The organism is Vreelandella halophila (assembly GCF_019903425.1).
In the GTDB taxonomy this organism is placed as follows: Bacteria; Pseudomonadota; Gammaproteobacteria; order Pseudomonadales; family Oleiphilaceae; genus Halospina; species Halospina halophila.
Genome location: NZ_JACHUZ010000011.1, coordinates 272,722 through 289,314 on the forward strand (window position 1 = coordinate 272,722; position 16,593 = coordinate 289,314).

The window sequence follows — 16,593 nt, forward strand, 5'->3', positions numbered from 1 at the left end:
GGCTGGCTGCCCGCGTTGCGCGGCCGGCGAGGGCTGCGGGCAGGGTTTGCTTGGCGCGATGCGCAGTGGGCCCGCCCCCGGTGAGTTCTGGGTCACCGTTCCCGGGGGCGAACGAGTGGCGCCGGGGGACTGGGTGCTGTTGCGGATGGCGCCTTCGGCACTGGTGGCAGGCGCGGGGCTGGTCTATCTGGTGCCACTTCTGGGGCTGGTTCTGGGGGCTTTACTCGCGGAGGGCCTGGTCGGAGGCGGTGACGGGGTGACGACCGTTGCCGGGATCGGCGGTCTCGCCGCTGGGCTGCTGCTGGCTCGCTACCGGCTGCGTGATGCCCGTTTGGCAGGGCGCTTCGAGCCGGTTTTGGTGAGGCGCTTACCCGTTTGTGAAGTACAGTTCACTTGAAAACCCCGGCGCCCAACTCAATATCATAACGGAGTATTAGAAGCGGGTCTTCGCGGTGCGTCGACCCCTGATTATTCAAACCGGATGGGAGACCCCAATGACGAGGATGCCGCATCGAGTCACACCGCTGTTTGCCCTTGCATTTCTGCTGATGAGCGCCTGTGTACCCGCACAGCAGAGTGGGAGCCAGCTGCCGGATTTCACCGGGCTGGTCGAGGATAATGCGGACGTTGTGGTCAATATCAGTACCACGTCCACGAGCTCCCGGGGCGCAACGCCGTTTGGCGGTCAGATGGAACAGCTGCCCGAGTTCTTCCAGGAATTCTTCAAGGACCGTTTCCGGGGGCAGATGCCGGACCGCCAGCGTGAGCACCAGTCCATGGGGTCCGGTTTCATTGTCTCTTCCGACGGTTATATCCTCACCAACAACCATGTGGTTGAGAACGCGGACGAGATCATCGTACGCATGAACGATCGCCGCGAGATGGAAGCGGAAGTGGTGGGTGCCGATGCCCGTTCCGACATCGCGGTACTGAAGGTGGATGCTGAAGGCCTGCCCACGGCGAAAATCGGCAGCTCCTCGGATCTGTCGGTGGGCGAATGGGTCTTCGCCATTGGTTCGCCTTTTGGCTTCGATTACACCGTGACCTCGGGGATTGTCAGTGCCAAGGGGCGTTCGCTGCCACGTGACAACTACATCCCCTTCATCCAGACCGATGTGGCCATCAATCCCGGCAATTCCGGAGGGCCCCTGTTCAACATGGACGGTGAGGTCATTGGGGTGAATTCCCAGATCTATACCCGTTCCGGTGGTTTCATGGGGGTTTCTTTCGCGATTCCCATGGATGTGGCCATGGATGTGTTTGACCAGCTGCGTGAGGAGGGCAGTGTGACCCGCGGCTGGCTGGGCGTGATGATCCAGGAGGTGAACCGGGACCTGGCCGAGACCTTCGGGCTTGAGCGCCCCCATGGTGCCCTGGTGGCGGATGTGGTGCCGGATTCACCGGCCGCGGAAGCCGGCCTGCAGCAGGGGGACGTGATTCTCGAGTTCAATGGCGAGGAAATCACCCGCTCCTCGGATCTGCCACCCAAGGTCGGACAGGCGGATGTTGGCAGCGAGGCCGAACTGACCGTGATGCGGGGCGGTGAACGGATCACGGTGACCTTCACTGTGGGTGAGCTGCCGGAAGACGGTCAGCAGGCCCAGCAGCAGTCCGCGGAGCCGGATACGGGTAATCCTCTCGGGCTGAGGGTTGAGCCGCTGCCTGAACAGCTGGCACGCCAGTGGGATCTTGACGGCGGTGTACTGGTCACGGAAGTCGGGCGGGGCCCGGCGCGCCAGGCCGGCATCCGGCGTAACGATGTGATCCGCAAGATCGGCAACCAGGGCGTGACCGGCGTTGATGAGTTCCGTGAGGCGGTCTCCGCGCTGCCAGCCGGCAAGCCGGTCGCCGTCACTCTGGTCCGGCAGGGAAATCCGCGGATCGTGGCTCTGCGACTGCCCGAGTAACCCACGCCACAATGCCGGCCGGCTCCGGGGGATTCCACCCCGGGCCGGCCATAGCCTTTCCCTCCCGTGTCCGGTAAAATCCGCCCGGTCATGGCCGCTGCCGCAATGGCAGTCGCCGGAAACCGGATTCTGGAGTTTCAGTGAGCGATCTCAGCCACATACGCAACTTTTCGATCATTGCCCACATCGACCACGGCAAGTCCACACTGGCGGACCGTTTCATCCAGGTCTGCGAAGGACTGACCGACCGGGAAATGAACGAGCAGGTCCTGGATTCCATGGACCTGGAGCGTGAACGCGGGATCACCATCAAGGCCCAGAGCGTGACGCTCAAGTACAAGGCGAAGGATGGCAATGTCTACGAGCTCAACTTCATCGACACCCCGGGTCACGTGGACTTCTCGTATGAGGTCTCGCGGTCGCTGAAGGCCTGCGAGGGCGCGCTGCTGGTGGTGGATGCCGGCCAGGGCGTGGAGGCCCAGTCGGTCGCCAACTGCTACACCGCGATGGATCAGAACCTGGAGGTCATCCCGGTCCTGAACAAGATCGACCTGCCGCAGGCAGACCCCGAGAAGGTCATGTCCGAGATCGAGGACGTGATCGGGATTGATGCCAGCGACGCGGTGCCCTGCAGTGCCAAGAACGGCACCGGGGTCGAGGATGTGCTGGAGGCGCTGATAAAGCGGATTCCATCGCCCCAGGGCGAGGTGGATGACGCCCTTCAGGCGCTTATCATCGACTCCTGGTTCGACAACTACCAGGGCGTGGTCTCGCTGGTGCGGGTCATGCACGGCAGTGTGCGCAAGGGCGAGAAGATTCTGGTCAAGTCCACCGGCAAGACCCACGTTGTGGACAAGGTGGGCTATTTCAACCCGAAGCCCACCACCATCCCCGAGCTCAAGGCCGGGGAGGTGGGTTTTGTTGTGTCCGGCATCAAGGACATCAAGGGTGCACCCGTGGGCGATACCATGACCCACGCCAGCACACCGGACGTCCCCCAGCTCGAAGGCTTCCAGAACGTCAAGCCTCAGGTGTACGCAGGCATCTTCCCGGTCTCTTCCGAGGACTACAACGCTTTCCGGGACGCGCTCGAGAAACTGACCCTCAACGACGCCTCGCTGTTCTTCGAACCGGAGAGTTCGGACGCGCTTGGCTTCGGCTTCCGTTGTGGTTTCCTGGGCATGCTCCACATGGAGATCATCCAGGAGCGGGTGGAGCGCGAGTACGGCATCAACCTTATCACCACCGCGCCCACGGTGGTCTATGAGGTGGTGATGGTGGATGGCAGCGTGGAGTACATCGAGAATCCCTCGCGCCTGCCGGACCCGGCCGAGATCGAGGAGATCCGCGAGCCCATCTGCGAGGCCAACATCCTCGTTCCCCAGGAATTCCTGGGCAACGTGATCGCCCTGTGTGAGGAGCGCCGTGGCCAGCAGACCAACATGAACTTTCTGGCTACCCAGGTTCAGGTGGTGTACGAGCTGCCCATGAGCGAGGTGGTTCTGGACTTCTTTGACCGCCTCAAAAGTGCCACACGCGGCTATGCCTCACTGGATTACCAGTTCCAGCGTTTCCAGGCGGCCAACCTGGCGCGGCTGGACATTCTCATCAACGGTGACCGGGTGGATTCCCTGGCCATCGTGGTGCATCGGGATCAGGCCCACAGCAGGGGCAGGGCCTTTGCCGAGAAGATGAAGGAACTGATTCCCCGCCAGATGTTCGACATCGCCATCCAGGCGGCCATCGGCAATCACGTGGTGGCGCGCCAGACGGTCAAGGCGCTGCGCAAGAACGTCACGGCCAAGTGCTATGGCGGCGACGTCAGCCGCAAGAAGAAGCTGCTGCAGAAGCAGAAGGAAGGCAAGAAGCGCATGAAGCAGGTCGGGAACGTAGAGGTGCCTCAGGAGGCCTTCCTGGCCGTGCTCAGGGTGGACGATGACTAGGGAGTGTCCATGAACATTAATTTCCCGCTGCTGCTGGTGGTACTCACCGCCGTCACTGGCCTCATCTGGCTGATTGATGGCCGGTTCTTCCGGCCGCGCCGGCAGGAGCGCTATGCCCAGAGTGGTGCCCGCAAAAGCGCCGAGGACGCGGCGGACAGCGATGATCCGGACCAGCCCTGGCTCGCCGAGGTCAGTCGTTCCTTCTTCCCCATCCTGCTGGTGGTTCTGGTGCTGCGTTCCTTCCTCGTGGAGCCCTTCCAGATTCCGTCCGGCTCCATGCTGCCCACGCTGGAGGTGGGAGATTTCATCCTGGTGAACAAGTTCACCTATGGGCTGAGGCTGCCGGTGGCGCACTGGGAGATCGTGGACTTTGGCAACCCCGAAAGGGGCGACATCATGGTATTCCGCTACCCGGTGGAGCCCTCGGTCAATTACATCAAGCGTGTGGTCGGGGTGCCGGGCGACCGGATTGCCTATGAGGGCAAGCAGCTCTACGTTAATGGAGAGCCGGTGCCGTCTGCGTTTGTGGCGAGCCTGGGAAACCAGGATCTGCACCGGGAAAAACTGGGGGACGATGGGTTCAGTACCTTTTATGCCCAGCGGCAGACGGATCCGGATGCCGAGGGCGAGTGGACGGTTCCGGAGGGCCACTATTTCGTGATGGGTGACAACCGCGACAATAGCCGGGACAGTCGGTACTGGGGCATGGTGCCCGACCATCATGTGGTGGGTAAGGCGTTCGCGATCTGGATGCACTGGGAGTCTCTCACGAGCCTGCCCAGCTTCCAGCGCGTGGGCTGGATCCAGTAGTAGCGGAGATCCGATATGGAACCTAAGACAGCCAGGCAGCAGCAGGGCTTCTCGATGCTGGCGATCATGCTGTTCATCGCGATCGGCGTTTTTGTGCTGACCGTGGTCGTGCGGGTGGTGCCGGTATACGTCGAGGATTTCACGCTCAGCAGCATCATCGGCTCCCTGGAGGATTCCCGGCCCTACCGCGAGGCGGAAACAGTGGGGGATGTGCGGGAGCTGCTCCGCAAACGTATCCAGATGGAGAACATTGACGGCGTGGAAGTGGATGACATCGCCATGGAACGTGATGGCGAGCGCCTGCTTCTGGAGTTCTCCTATGAAGTCCGCTCTCCGTTCATGGGCAATATTGACACCGTGATCCAATTCGACCACCAGCATGAACTGAGGATGCCGTGACCGAGCAGGAACGCCTCGACCAGCTCCAGAAACGACTGGGGTACCACTTCAGTGATGTGGAACACCTCCGGCTGGCGCTGACCCACCGCAGCTACGGTGGCAATAACAACGAACGGCTTGAGTTCCTGGGGGATTCCATCCTCAACATGGTCATGGCCCAGTACCTGTTTCATCGCTTCCCGGAAGCCCGGGAAGGCCAGCTCAGCCGCCTGCGGGCCCGACTGGTGCGCGGGGCGACGCTGGCGGAGATCGCACTGGAGTTCGAGCTGGGCGACTGCCTGCGCCTGGGCTCCGGGGAGCTCAAGAGCGGTGGTTTCCGGCGGGAGTCGATCCTGGCCGATGCCGTGGAATCGATCGTTGGCGGCATCTATCTGGATTCGGGGCTGGAGCATGCCAGGGAGCGCCTTCTGGCCTGGTTCGGGCCCCGGCTTGACCGGCTGAGCCTGCAGGACACCCAGAAGGATCCCAAGACGCGTTTGCAGGAGTTCCTCCAGTCCCGGCGCGAGGCGCTGCCCAACTACGAGGTGGAGACGGTGCGCGGTGAGGCACACCAGCAGACGTTCTACGTGAACTGCACCGTACCCATACTGCCAGCGGCGACCCGCGGCCAGGGCGGGAGCCGGCGTGCCGCGGAACAGGACGCGGCACGGCTGGCGCTGGAGCAGCTCGATCAGGAGGCCGCCGGCAATGACGGATGAAGCGGTCACCCGCAGTGGTTTTGTCGGCATCCTGGGGCGGCCCAATGTGGGCAAGTCCACCCTGATGAATCACATGCTGGGCCAGAAGCTCAGCATCACCTCGCGCAAGCCCCAGACAACCCGCTACCAGCTGCTGGGGATCCACACGGTGGAGCAGGACCAGATGGTGTTCGTGGATACCCCGGGTCTGCACATCGAGGAACCCAGGGCCCTCAACCGCTACATGAACCGGGAAGCCACCACCGCCCTGCGGGACGTGGACGTGGTGGTGTTCGTGGTTGACCGTGATCTGTGGAATGAGGGCGACGCCAATGTGCTGGAGCGCTTCTCCCATCTCCAGTGCCCGGTTCTGGCGGTGATCAATAAGGTCGACCAGATGTCGGATACGGACCAGCTGCTGCCGCACATCGAATGGCTCAGCCAGCAGTACCCGTTCACCGAGATCGTGCCGGTTTCGGCGTTACGCTCGCGCAACCTGGATCGCCTGGAAGGCGCCATTCGCAGCCATCTGCCGGAAGGGCCGCATCACTTCGGTGACGATGACCTGACCAACCGGAGCTCGCGCTTCCTGGCTGCAGAGATGATCCGCGAGAAGATCACCCGCCAGCTCGGGGCCGAGCTGCCCTACACCATGGCGGTGGAGATCGAGACCTTCGAACAGGAAGGCAACACGCTGCACATCAATGGGCTCATCCTGGTTGAGCGCCAGGGCCAGAAGAAGATCGTCATCGGTGACAAGGGCAGCCGTCTGCGCCAGATCGGCCAGGAGTCGCGGCTGGATATGGAGAGCCTGTTCGGTTCGAAAGTGATGCTCCGCCTCTGGGTCAAGGTACGCAAGGGCTGGGCCGATGATGAGCGCGCCCTGCGCTCCCTGGGGTATGGGGACCAGGGGCGCTGAGCCGTGAGCGACCGCGGCCAGCAGCTGGATCCGGCCTTTGTGCTGCATCGCCGCCCCTATGGTGAAACCAGCCTGATCGTGGACCTATTCACCCTTCACCATGGCCACTTCAGTGCTGTGGCACGCGGCGCCGCCCGGCCCCGGAGCCAGTGGCAGGCGGAGCTCCAGCCCTTCCGGCCGCTCAGGATCTCCTGGTCCGGTCGCCAGTCGCTCAAGACGCTGGGTCACGCCGAGGCCACGGCACCTGCGCTGGCACTGGCCGGTGACCGCCTCTATTGCGGCTTCTACCTGAATGAATTGCTGTTGCGGCTGCTGACCGAGGCGGATCCGGCCCCGGATCTGTTCAGCGCCTATCTGGATACCCTCGAACGGCTGGCGGCTGGCAGTGCGGCGCTGGAGCCCACGCTGCGGCGGTTCGAGTACCGGCTCGCGGGGGAACTGGGTTACGGCATCAGCTGGGACAGGGCGGGAGATACGGGTGAGCCCGTACAGCCCGAGCGTTACTATGCATTCCATCCGGCGCAGGGCGTTCTGGCGGAGGCCCCCGGGCCTGTCGGTGGCATTCCGGGTGAGCACCTGCTGGCGCTGGCTGCGGATGAACTGGATAATCAGGCGGTACTCAGGCTGGCCAAACGGCTTATGCGCAGCCTTGTGGATCATCTGCTACAGGGGCGGCCGCTGCACAGCCGCCGTCTTTTCGTGCGTCAGGGGAGGTCAGAATGAATCATCAGCCGCACCGGGTGCTGCTCGGCGTCAACGTGGATCACGTGGCAACGCTCCGGGAGGCCCGGGGGACGCGTTACCCGGATCCGGTCCAGGCCGCACTGCTTGCCGAGGAGGCCGGAGCCGATGGCATCACGTTGCATCCCCGGGAGGATCGCCGTCATATCCAGGACCGGGATGTGCGGATCCTGAGCGAGACCCTGAACACCCGGATGAACCTGGAGATGGCCGTTACCGATGCCATGCTGGCCTTTGCCGAAACCATCCGCCCCGAGCACTGCTGCTTTGTGCCGGAGAAGCGCGAGGAGTTGACCACCGAGGGCGGGCTGGATGTGGCCGGCCAGCCCGGGCGGGTAAAGGCGGCCTGTGAGCGCATGGCGTCGATGGGGACGGAAGTCTCGCTGTTCATTGATGCCGATCCCGACCAGATCCGGGCGGCGGCGGACTGTGGCGCGCCGGCCATTGAGCTGCACACCGGGGAATACGCGCTGGCGGAGACGCCGGCGGTGATGGAGCGGGAGCTGGGTCGGCTGCGTGAGTGCGTGGACCTTGCCCGGGGACTGGGGCTGACCGTCAACGGCGGCCATGGCCTGCACTACCACAATACGGCTGCCATTGCGGCGCTTGAGGGCATCCATGAGCTCAACATCGGTCATGCCATCATGGCACGGGCGCTGATGGTCGGCATGAAGGAAGCTGTCCGGGACATGCGGGCGCTGATTGATCAGGCCTCAGGTGTCGGCGCTGTGTAGCAGCTGGTGCCAGTGCGTCTGCTCACACCAGCGCAGCAATCGGTCCATGGCCGCGAGCAGGCGTTCCAGTGCCGGTTCGATGCCCTCGGCATCCTGCTTGAGGCGGGTTTCCAGGTCTGCGGCACAGTCGCCCAGCTCCGGAACTCCCGTATAGTGGGTGGCGCCGTGCAGACGGTGGACCCGTTCTAGCAGGGTGGCCCGATCCCCCTGATTGTGGAGTGTTTCAACAGCGTTGCGGTCCTCTTCGACATGGTCCAGCAGCATGCTCAGCATCTCCTCCGCCAGGTCAGGCTTACCATTGGCCAGCCGCAGGCAGGCGTTGGGGTCGACCACCGGGTGCTGGCGGCCCCGTGATGAGGGCCTGATCGCTTCGGGCTCGTGGGGATGAGCTTCCCGCTCCTGCGGGGGCTGCACTTTCAGCCCCAGATGGCGCTGGAGCGTTTGGGCGATCAGGGACGGGTTGATGGGCTTGGTCAGATAGCCGTCGAAACCGGAGGCCAGTAGATGCTCGCGCTCTTCCGACAGGGCGTGGGCCGTGAGGGCAATGACCGGCACATGGCTGTTGGCGTTGCTGAGCTGGCGTATGCGGGTGGTGGCGTCGGTGCCGTCCATGCCGGGCATCTGGACATCCATCAGCACCAGGTCGAAGGTTTCCTGCTGGAGCCGCTGCAGGGCCTCATAGCCGCTGCTAACATCCTCCACATGGAGATTGAACTCCCGCAATAACGTTGTGACCAGTTTGAGATTGGCCTCATTGTCATCCACTGCCAGAACGCGGGCATTTGTCTCCTGGTGGGCTGTGGGCAGCAGCGCCGGCGCCCTTGGCTGTTCCGAGGAATCATCCGTCCCCTGGATCAGTTGCCTGAGGCGCGGCTGGAAAAAAGTGCGGCGCACCGGCTTGGTCATGTGGGCCGAGGCCATGGTCACCAGTGGGCCGGTATCCTCATTGAGCGTGGGGGTCAACAGCAGTACCCGACAGTCGCACTCGTATTCCAGGGTCCGGATCAGTTCCCGGTGCTGGTTCGAGTGCAGCAGGTGGCGGGCCACGCCCAGAATCACCAGAGCAAAGCCCTGGCCGCTGGCCTGGGCGGACTGGACCTGTGTGATCACTTCCTGAGGGTCGTGTGCGTGAGTTACATCCACCCCGGACTCCCGCAGGAGATTGGTGATGGCCAGCCCGGATGTTTCCTGGTATTCCAGATAGAGGACCAACTCGCCGCTGAGCGGGATTTCCGAAGCCGTCTCCGCTGCGCCGGAGGTCTCCAGGGGCAGGCTGAACCAGAAGCTGGAGCCTCTGCCCAGTTCGCTGTCGACGCCGATTTCCCCGCCCATTTCCTCCACCAGCCGGCGTGAGATGACCAGGCCCAGGCCGGTGCCGCCGTACTGGCGTGCGGTGGAAGCATCCGCTTGGTTGAAGGCGTTGAAGATGCTTTCCTGCTGGGAGTCGGAGAGGCCCACACCGGTGTCCGTGACGCTGATCCGGATGCGTTCGTCCTCCGGATCATTCTCATCGAGCATCACCCGCACCACGACCTCGCCGTGCTGGGTGAACTTTATGGCGTTATTCACCAGGTTGGTCAGTACCTGCTTGATGCGCAGCGGGTCACCCATGAAGGCATCGGGAACATCGGTATAGATCAGGGGCGCCAGGTCCAGGTTCTTCTCGTGGGCCGCGGGTGCCAGCATGATCAGGACTTCCTCCACGGTCTCGCGCAGGTGGAAGGGGGTTCTGTCCAGGACCAGCTTGCCTGCTTCGATCTTGGAGAAGTCCAGGATGTCGTTGATGATGGTGAGCAGGATCTCGGAGGACTTGCGGATGGTGTTGAGGTGGTCCCGCTGCTGGGCCGAGGCGGGGGCTTTCAGCAGCAGATCCGTGAAGCCGATGATGCCGTTGAGCGGGGTCCGGATCTCATGGCTCATGTTGGCCAGGAATTCCGACTTGATGCGGCTTGCCTCAAGCGCCTGCTTGCGCGCCAGATCGAGTTCGATATTCTGGACCTCGATGGTTTCCAGGGTCTCGCGCAGATCCTCGGTGGCCTGATCCACGTTCTGCTGCATCTCGTCCCGGGCCTGCTGCAGGCTGCCGGCCATGGCATTGAGCCCGGAAGCCAATTCCTCCAGCTCCGGTCCTGCCGTCATCTCCACCCGGGTGTCGAGATTGCCCTCGCGCAGACGGTTGATGGCACGGGTGAGCTCATGGATGGGGTCGGTGACCGAGCGGCTCAGGTGGATGGCGATCAGGGTGTTCAGGAAGAGGCCGCCCCCGACCAGAAGCAGGCTTACCAGCAGGGCTTCATACTGCTCCTTGCGGGTGGTGGCATGGGAAAGTTCAACGCTTGCCCATCCCAGGGGTTGCTCGCCCCCGGAGTCGTCGTTACGGCGTCGGTCCATGTCCAGGAGGCCGTCAATCATGAGGTCCTGGGGGTAGATGGGGGCAGTGAACAGCGAAGCGTCCTCACCGGTGTGGACTGTCGGGCTGGTTACGTTCTGGAGTGGCTCCCGGCCCTGCAGCCGCTCCCGGCGGCCGGTCTGTACCAGCTTCCGTCCATCGCTGTCATAGATGGTGATAGCGCGGACATCGTCCTCTTCCAGCATGGAACTGGCGATGCCGAACAGGAGGTTACGATTGCCGGTAAAGGCACCGTACTCAGAGGCGGAGGCCAGCTGACGGCTGAGCGACATGCCCCGTTCCTCGAGCATGCGCGACAGATTGCTGACCCAGCTGTGGGTGAAGTACACCCCTACGATCACGATCAGCACCATCGTGGGGATCAGCGACAGAAAGAAGACCTTTTTCTGGACGCCCCAGCGGCGCATCAGTGATCCTGCTTCGTCCTGTGGATGGCTCCGGAGTGGTTGGGCACGGCTCCGGTTCGGCGTATCATGGGCGCCAATCTAACACAAGCGTGTGCTGGCACGCGCTGCCGGTGTCACAAGCCTGAGGAGTCTCCGCCGCCATGGCCTATGCAACCATCGAGGATTATGTGGGTAATACGCCGTTGGTGCGGCTTCAGCGCCTGCCGGGCAATACCAGCAATACCATCCTGGTGAAGCTCGAGGGCAACAACCCGGCGGGGTCGGTCAAGGACAGGCCCGCGCTCAGCATGATCAGCGAGGCGGAAAAGCGGGGTGACATCAGACCGGGGGATACCCTGATCGAGGCCACCAGCGGCAATACCGGCATCGCCCTGGCGATGGCCGCGGCCATCAAGGGCTATCGCATGATCCTGATCATGCCGGAGAATGCCAGTGAGGAACGCCGTGCTTCCATGCGCGCCTACGGCGCCGAGATCATCAGCGTCTCGCGTGAGGCCGGCATGGAGGGCGCGCGGGATACGGCGCAGCAGATGGCGGCTGAGGGACAGGGCCTGATCCTGGACCAGTTCGCCAACCCCGACAATCCGTTGTCGCACTACAAGGGCACGGCGCCCGAGATCTGGCGGGATACCGGCGGTGGCGTTACCCATTTCATCTCTTCCATGGGGACCACGGGTACCATCATGGGCTGTTCCCGGTATTTCCGGGAGCAGAGCCCGGATGTTGAGATCATTGGGCTGCAGCCGGGGGAGGGCGCCGCCATCCCCGGTATCCGCCGCTGGCCGCCGGAGTACCTGCCAGGTATCTTCAACGAAAGCGCGGTCGACCGCATCCTGGAGATGGACCAGCAGGAGGCCGAGGACACTATGCGGGCCCTGGCCGCGAAGGAGGGGATCTTCTGCGGTGTATCCTCCGGGGGCTGCGTCGCCGGTGCACTCCGTCTCTCCCAGGAGGTTGAAAACGCCACCATCGTCGCCATTATCTGCGATCGGGGCGACCGCTATCTGTCCACCGGTGTGTTTTCCAGCCAGTAAGCCGCCGGGCCACGGGTCGTCCCATGAAGTGGGGCGGCCCCGAGGTGGCCAGCCAGCATTCCATTACCAACAAGGTAGCCCAGCATGAGCCGACGCCGGCGAGGTCCGCGCATTCCCGCAGAACCGGTGAGCATCGAGATTGACAGCCTCAGCCATGATGGCCGTGGCGTTGGCCGCATTGAGGGCAAGGCGGCGTTCGTGGCCGGGGCACTGCCGGGGGAGCAGGTGCGGGCCCGTTTCCTGGATCGCCGCCGGCGTTTCGACGCACTGCGCACGCTGGAGGTGGAGGCCAATCCCGCGCCCGACCGGGTAACGTCACCGTGCCCCCATGCGGATCTGTGTGGCGGCTGCAGCCTGCAGCATCTGGCGCCCGCGGCACAGGTCCGGCTCAAGGCGGACACGCTTGCCGAACAGTTTGCCCACTTCGGGGGCATCGAACCGGAGCAGTGGGCTGAACCGCTCACCGGCGAAACCCTCGGGTATCGCCGCAAGGCACGCCTGGGCGTGCGCTATGTGACCAAGCGTGAGGAGGTGCTGGTCGGCTTCCGTGAGAAGGGCAGCAGCTTCATCACCGCCATCAATGACTGCGCGGTGCTCGATCCCCGTGTTGGCCAGCGCATCGAGGCCCTGAAGGAACTGATTGCCGGACTTTCCGTCTACAATCGGCTGGCCCAGATTGAGGTGGCCTGCGGCGATGAGGAGGCGGCGCTGGTGCTGCGGCACCTGGATCCGCTGACGGCGGAGGACGAAGCCACGCTTTGTGAATTCGGCCAGACCCATGACCTGCAGATCTATCTCCAGCCCAAGGGCCCGGATACCGTGCACCGACTCTGGCCGCAACCGGGGAATGGGCCTGACCGGCTGTTCTACCAGCTTCCGGAATGGGATCTGACGCTGGGCTTCCATCCCATGGACTTCACCCAGGTCAACGCGGCCATCAACCAGCGCATGATCAGCCAGGCGCTGGCCTGGCTGGCGCCCGAGCCCCATCACAGGGTGCTGGATCTGTTCTGCGGCCTGGGCAACTTTTCGCTGCCGCTGGCGCGCCAGGCCGGTGATGTGGTCGGTGTCGAGGGTGAGGAGGCGCTGGTGCAGCGTGGTCGCGAGAACGCCGAGCGCAACGGTCTGGGTAACGTCAGCTTCCGGGCCACGGATCTGCAGCAGGATTTCACGGCGGAGCCCTGGGCCGCGGAAGGCTTTGACCGAGTGTTGATTGACCCGCCGCGCTCCGGTGCGGAAGACGTGGTGCGTCATCTCGCCGGTGCCGGTGTGGAGCGCATCGTCTATGTTTCATGCAACCCGGCGACACTGGCCCGGGATGCCGGCATTCTCGTGGCCAATGGCTATCGGCTGGTGCGGGCCGGGATTATGGATATGTTTCCACATACCGCCCATGTGGAGTCCATGGCCCTTTTCGAGCGGGAGTCGCACTGATGGTGAAGGTCCGTGAAAACTACGCCAGCACGGCGGATGGCGGCGTGGATATCGGTGCCTGGGTCGATCATATTGATGCCCAGCATAGGCTGGAGGACCGCGAGACACTGATCCGCGCCTGCCGGCGCAGTCTTGCCATAGACCGCAAGGCCGTGCGCGAGGACCGGCTCTGGGCGCCGGGGGCCAGCAGTTTCCTGACCGGGCTCGAGATGGCCCAGATCCTGACCGAGCTGCGCCTGGACCAGGAAACCCTGGTCGCGGCGGTTCTGTACCGGGCGGTGCGCGAGGAGCGCATGACGCAGGAGGCGGTGCGCGCCGAGTTCGGCGATGCTATCGCACAGCTGATTGATGGCGTGCTCCAGATGGCTGCCATATCCACCCTTCACCGACCCCTCAAGGGCAATGTACTGGGGCAGGCACAGGGGCAACAGGACAATGTCCGCCGCATGCTGGTGACCATGGTGGACGACGTGCGCGTCGCTCTGATCAAGCTGGCCGAGCGCACCTGTGCCATCCGCGCGGTGAAGGACGCTCCGCCGGAAAAACGCCTGCGCGTGGCCCGCGAGGTGTTCGACATCTATGCGCCCCTGGCCCACCGGTTGGGCATTGGCCACATCAAGTGGGAGCTGGAGGACCTGTCCTTCCGCTATCTGCACGAGTCCGCCTACAAGAAGATCGCCAAGCTCCTGGACGAGAAACGCGTTGACCGGGACGCCCATGTCCGGCGCGTGGCGGGGATCCTCGGGGAGGCTCTGGGTGACGCTGGGATCCAGGCGGAAGTAGTGGGGCGCGCCAAGCACATTTACAGCATCTGGCGGAAGATGCGGCGCAAGGGTATTGACTTCTCGGAAGTCTACGACATCCGGGCCCTGCGTGTGCTGGTGCCGGAAGTGCGGGACTGCTACGCCGCCATCGGGGTGGTGCACGGGCTCTGGCGCCATATTCCCCATGAATTCGATGATTACATCGCCAACCCTAAGGAGAACGGCTATCAGTCCCTGCACACGGCCGTGGTGGGCCCCGAGGGCAAGACCATGGAGGTGCAGATCCGCACCCATGAGATGCATGAGGACGCGGAACTGGGCGTGTGTGCGCACTGGCGCTACAAGGGTACGGACAACGGCGGTTCCGAGGCCGCCTATGAAGCCAAAATCAACTGGTTGCGCCAGGTGATCGAGTGGCAGGAGGAACTGGGGGATGCTCAGGGCCTGGTGGAGCAGCTGCGCAGCGATGTGGGCGGTGACCGCATCTATGTCTTCACTCCCGAGGGTCACGTGGTGGATATGCCCCGTGGTGCGACGCCACTGGACTTCGCCTACAAGATCCATACCGAGGTGGGGCACGCGTGCCGTGGCGCGAAGGTCAACGGCCGTATCGTGCCACTGACCCATACCCTGCGGACCGGGGACCAGGTGAACATACTGCGCGGCAGCGAGGCCGCACCCAGCCGTGACTGGCTCAATCCCGGGCTGGGCTACATCCAGACCTCGCGGGCCCGCGCCAAGGTGACCCACTGGTTCAAGATGCAGGACCGGGAACAGAACATCGCCGACGGGAAGGCGGTCCTGGGGGACGAGCTGGGCCGTCTCTCGCTACGGGATCTCGATCTCGATGCCCTGGCCAGGAAGGTCAACTACAGCTCGGCCAGCGACATGTATGCGGCCATCGGGGCTGGGGATCTCAAGCCGGCCCAGGCGGTCAAGGCCGCCCAGCGTATCCTGGAGCCGGCCGATCGCCAGTTGGATTTCCGGTTTGCGCGCGGTCGCAGTGACAAGGCCAGGAAGGACCCGGACATTCACATCCAGGGCGTGGGCAACCTCAAGACCAGCATTGCGCAGTGCTGCAGTCCGGTTCCCGGGGATCCCATTGTCGGCTATGTCACTATTGGTCGTGGTGTGACCGTCCACCGGGACGACTGCATGAACCTGCTGCAGCTGCGTGAACAGGAGGCCAGCCGCATCATTGAGGTGGACTGGGGGCCGGAACCCGAGGCACGTTACCCGGTAACCGTCGACATTGAGGCCTATGACCGTGCGGGGCTGCTGAATGACATCACCTCGGTACTGGCCAACCGCAAGCTCAATGTACTGTCCATGCAGACGCAGTCCCACAGCGACAGCCACATGGCGAGCATGACGCTGACGGTGGAGATCGGCGATATCGACCAGCTCTCGCACCTGCTGGCATCCATCCGTCAGTTGCCCAACGTCATGGATGTGCACCGGCACCGTGAAGCCTGATTGGAGTGACCCAATGAGCCGAACCTATTCGATGGATGATCTGCTGGCGCTGATGGCCCGCCTCCGGGACCCGCAGCAGGGCTGCCCCTGGGATCTGGAACAGGATTTCCGCAGCATTGTGCCGCACACCATCGAGGAGACCTACGAGGTGGCGGATGCCATTGAGCGCGGGGATTTTGACCACCTGCCGGATGAGCTGGGTGATCTCCTGTTCCAGGTGGTGTTCTACGCCCAGCTGGCCCGTGAGGAGGGGCGTTTCGGATTCAGTGACCTGGTGGATCAGGTGACCCGCAAAATGATCCGCCGCCATCCGCATATCTTTCCGGATGGCACCCTGGACAGCCATCCCGGTGATGCCGATGGCATGACCGAAGCGGATGTGCGCGTGAGCTGGGACCGCATCAAGGCGGAGGAAAAGCGTGAGCAGGGAGCGCCGGAAACGCCGGCAAGCGCCCTGGATGATGTGACACCCGGCCTTCCCGCCTTCCAGCGGGCGGCCAAGCTGCAGAAGCGTGCCTCAAGGGTCGGTTTCGACTGGCCCGGGACTGGCATGGTCTTCGACAAGCTCCATGAGGAGGCGGAGGAGCTCAAGGCTGCCTGGCAGGAACAATCCGGCCGGCAGGACAGGGACGCGGTGGAGGATGAACTGGGTGACCTGCTGTTCGTGGCCGTGAATCTCAGCCGCTTCCTGGGCGTGGATGCCGAGCAGGCCCTACGCCGTGCCAACCTCAAGTTCGAGCGCCGCTTCCGGCGTATGGAGGAGCAGCTGGACGATGCCGGGGAAGGGCTGAAAGGCCGGGACATCGATGCCCTGGAGGCCGCCTGGCAACGGGCCAAAAAGGCCTCGGACGCGGAAAACTGAGGCCCGTTCTGCTCAGCGTACGTACAATCCATTACCGATAACCCCTCTCCTCCCGCGCCCGAATGGACTACAGTAT

14 protein-coding genes are annotated in these 16,593 nt (G+C 63.6%); 13 read left to right on the top strand and 1 reads right to left on the bottom strand.

What is annotated here, in order from left to right:
• The 9 genes from H4I92_RS01540 to pdxJ all read left to right on the top strand — a co-directional run.
• A partial coding sequence (locus H4I92_RS01540) for a SoxR reducing system RseC family protein (RefSeq protein WP_077528887.1) occupies positions 1-397 on the top strand: 397 nt, incomplete at its 5' end.
• 97 nt (positions 398-494) lie between these two features.
• Complete coding sequence (locus H4I92_RS01545; protein ID WP_245800827.1) at positions 495-1,907, top strand: DegQ family serine endoprotease; 1,413 nt, start codon at positions 495-497, stop codon at positions 1,905-1,907.
• A 140-nt stretch (positions 1,908-2,047) separates the two neighbouring features.
• Positions 2,048-3,850 (top strand): translation elongation factor 4, encoded by a 1,803-nt coding sequence (lepA, locus tag H4I92_RS01550; protein WP_077528889.1) that lies wholly within the window; start codon positions 2,048-2,050, stop codon positions 3,848-3,850.
• Between the two features lie 15 nt (positions 3,851-3,865).
• Complete coding sequence (gene lepB / locus H4I92_RS01555; protein ID WP_218668119.1) at positions 3,866-4,660, top strand: signal peptidase I; 795 nt, start codon at positions 3,866-3,868, stop codon at positions 4,658-4,660.
• A gap of 15 nt (positions 4,661-4,675) precedes the next feature.
• Positions 4,676-5,059, top strand: a complete 384-nt coding sequence (locus tag H4I92_RS01560; protein ID WP_077528891.1) for a DUF4845 domain-containing protein — start codon at positions 4,676-4,678, stop codon at positions 5,057-5,059.
• Positions 5,056-5,757, top strand: coding sequence for a ribonuclease III (rnc, locus tag H4I92_RS01565; protein ID WP_077528892.1), 702 nt, complete (start codon positions 5,056-5,058; stop codon positions 5,755-5,757). The genes H4I92_RS01560 and rnc overlap by 4 nt, the downstream gene beginning before the upstream one ends.
• Complete coding sequence (era, locus tag H4I92_RS01570) at positions 5,747-6,655, top strand: GTPase Era (protein WP_077528893.1); 909 nt, start codon at positions 5,747-5,749, stop codon at positions 6,653-6,655. The genes rnc and era overlap by 11 nt, the downstream gene beginning before the upstream one ends.
• A 3-nt stretch (positions 6,656-6,658) precedes the next feature.
• The gene (gene recO / locus H4I92_RS01575) at positions 6,659-7,378 is read left to right on the top strand and encodes a DNA repair protein RecO (protein WP_077528894.1); all 720 of its coding nucleotides are present in this window, start codon (positions 6,659-6,661) and stop codon (positions 7,376-7,378) included.
• Positions 7,375-8,130, top strand: coding sequence for a pyridoxine 5'-phosphate synthase (gene pdxJ / locus H4I92_RS01580; RefSeq protein ID WP_077528895.1), 756 nt, complete (start codon positions 7,375-7,377; stop codon positions 8,128-8,130). Before recO ends, pdxJ begins: the two co-directional genes overlap by 4 nt.
• Here pdxJ and H4I92_RS01585 read toward each other — a convergent pair.
• Positions 8,110-10,947: a response regulator gene (locus tag H4I92_RS01585; RefSeq protein WP_077528896.1), complete on the bottom strand. Its 2,838-nt coding sequence runs from the start codon at positions 10,945-10,947 to the stop codon at positions 8,110-8,112. The genes pdxJ and H4I92_RS01585 overlap by 21 nt on opposite strands.
• A gap of 140 nt (positions 10,948-11,087) precedes the next feature.
• On the opposite strand from H4I92_RS01585, the gene cysM reads away from it, so the two are divergent.
• The 4 genes from cysM (at position 11,088) to mazG (ending at position 16,517) form a co-directional block, all read left to right on the top strand.
• Positions 11,088-11,981 (top strand): cysteine synthase CysM, encoded by an 894-nt coding sequence (gene cysM / locus H4I92_RS01590; RefSeq protein ID WP_077528897.1) that lies wholly within the window; start codon positions 11,088-11,090, stop codon positions 11,979-11,981.
• A gap of 84 nt (positions 11,982-12,065) precedes the next feature.
• Positions 12,066-13,415 carry a 23S rRNA (uracil(1939)-C(5))-methyltransferase RlmD gene (gene rlmD, locus H4I92_RS01595; RefSeq protein WP_077528898.1) on the top strand — a complete coding sequence of 450 codons (1,350 nt, stop codon included), beginning with the start codon at positions 12,066-12,068 and terminating at the stop codon, positions 13,413-13,415.
• Positions 13,415-15,655 (top strand): GTP diphosphokinase, encoded by a 2,241-nt coding sequence (gene relA / locus H4I92_RS01600; protein ID WP_077528899.1) that lies wholly within the window; start codon positions 13,415-13,417, stop codon positions 15,653-15,655. The genes rlmD and relA overlap by 1 nt, the downstream gene beginning before the upstream one ends.
• 13 nt (positions 15,656-15,668) lie before the next feature.
• The gene (gene mazG, locus H4I92_RS01605) at positions 15,669-16,517 is read left to right on the top strand and encodes a nucleoside triphosphate pyrophosphohydrolase (protein WP_077528900.1); all 849 of its coding nucleotides are present in this window, start codon (positions 15,669-15,671) and stop codon (positions 16,515-16,517) included.
• Positions 16,518-16,593 lie beyond the last annotated feature (76 nt).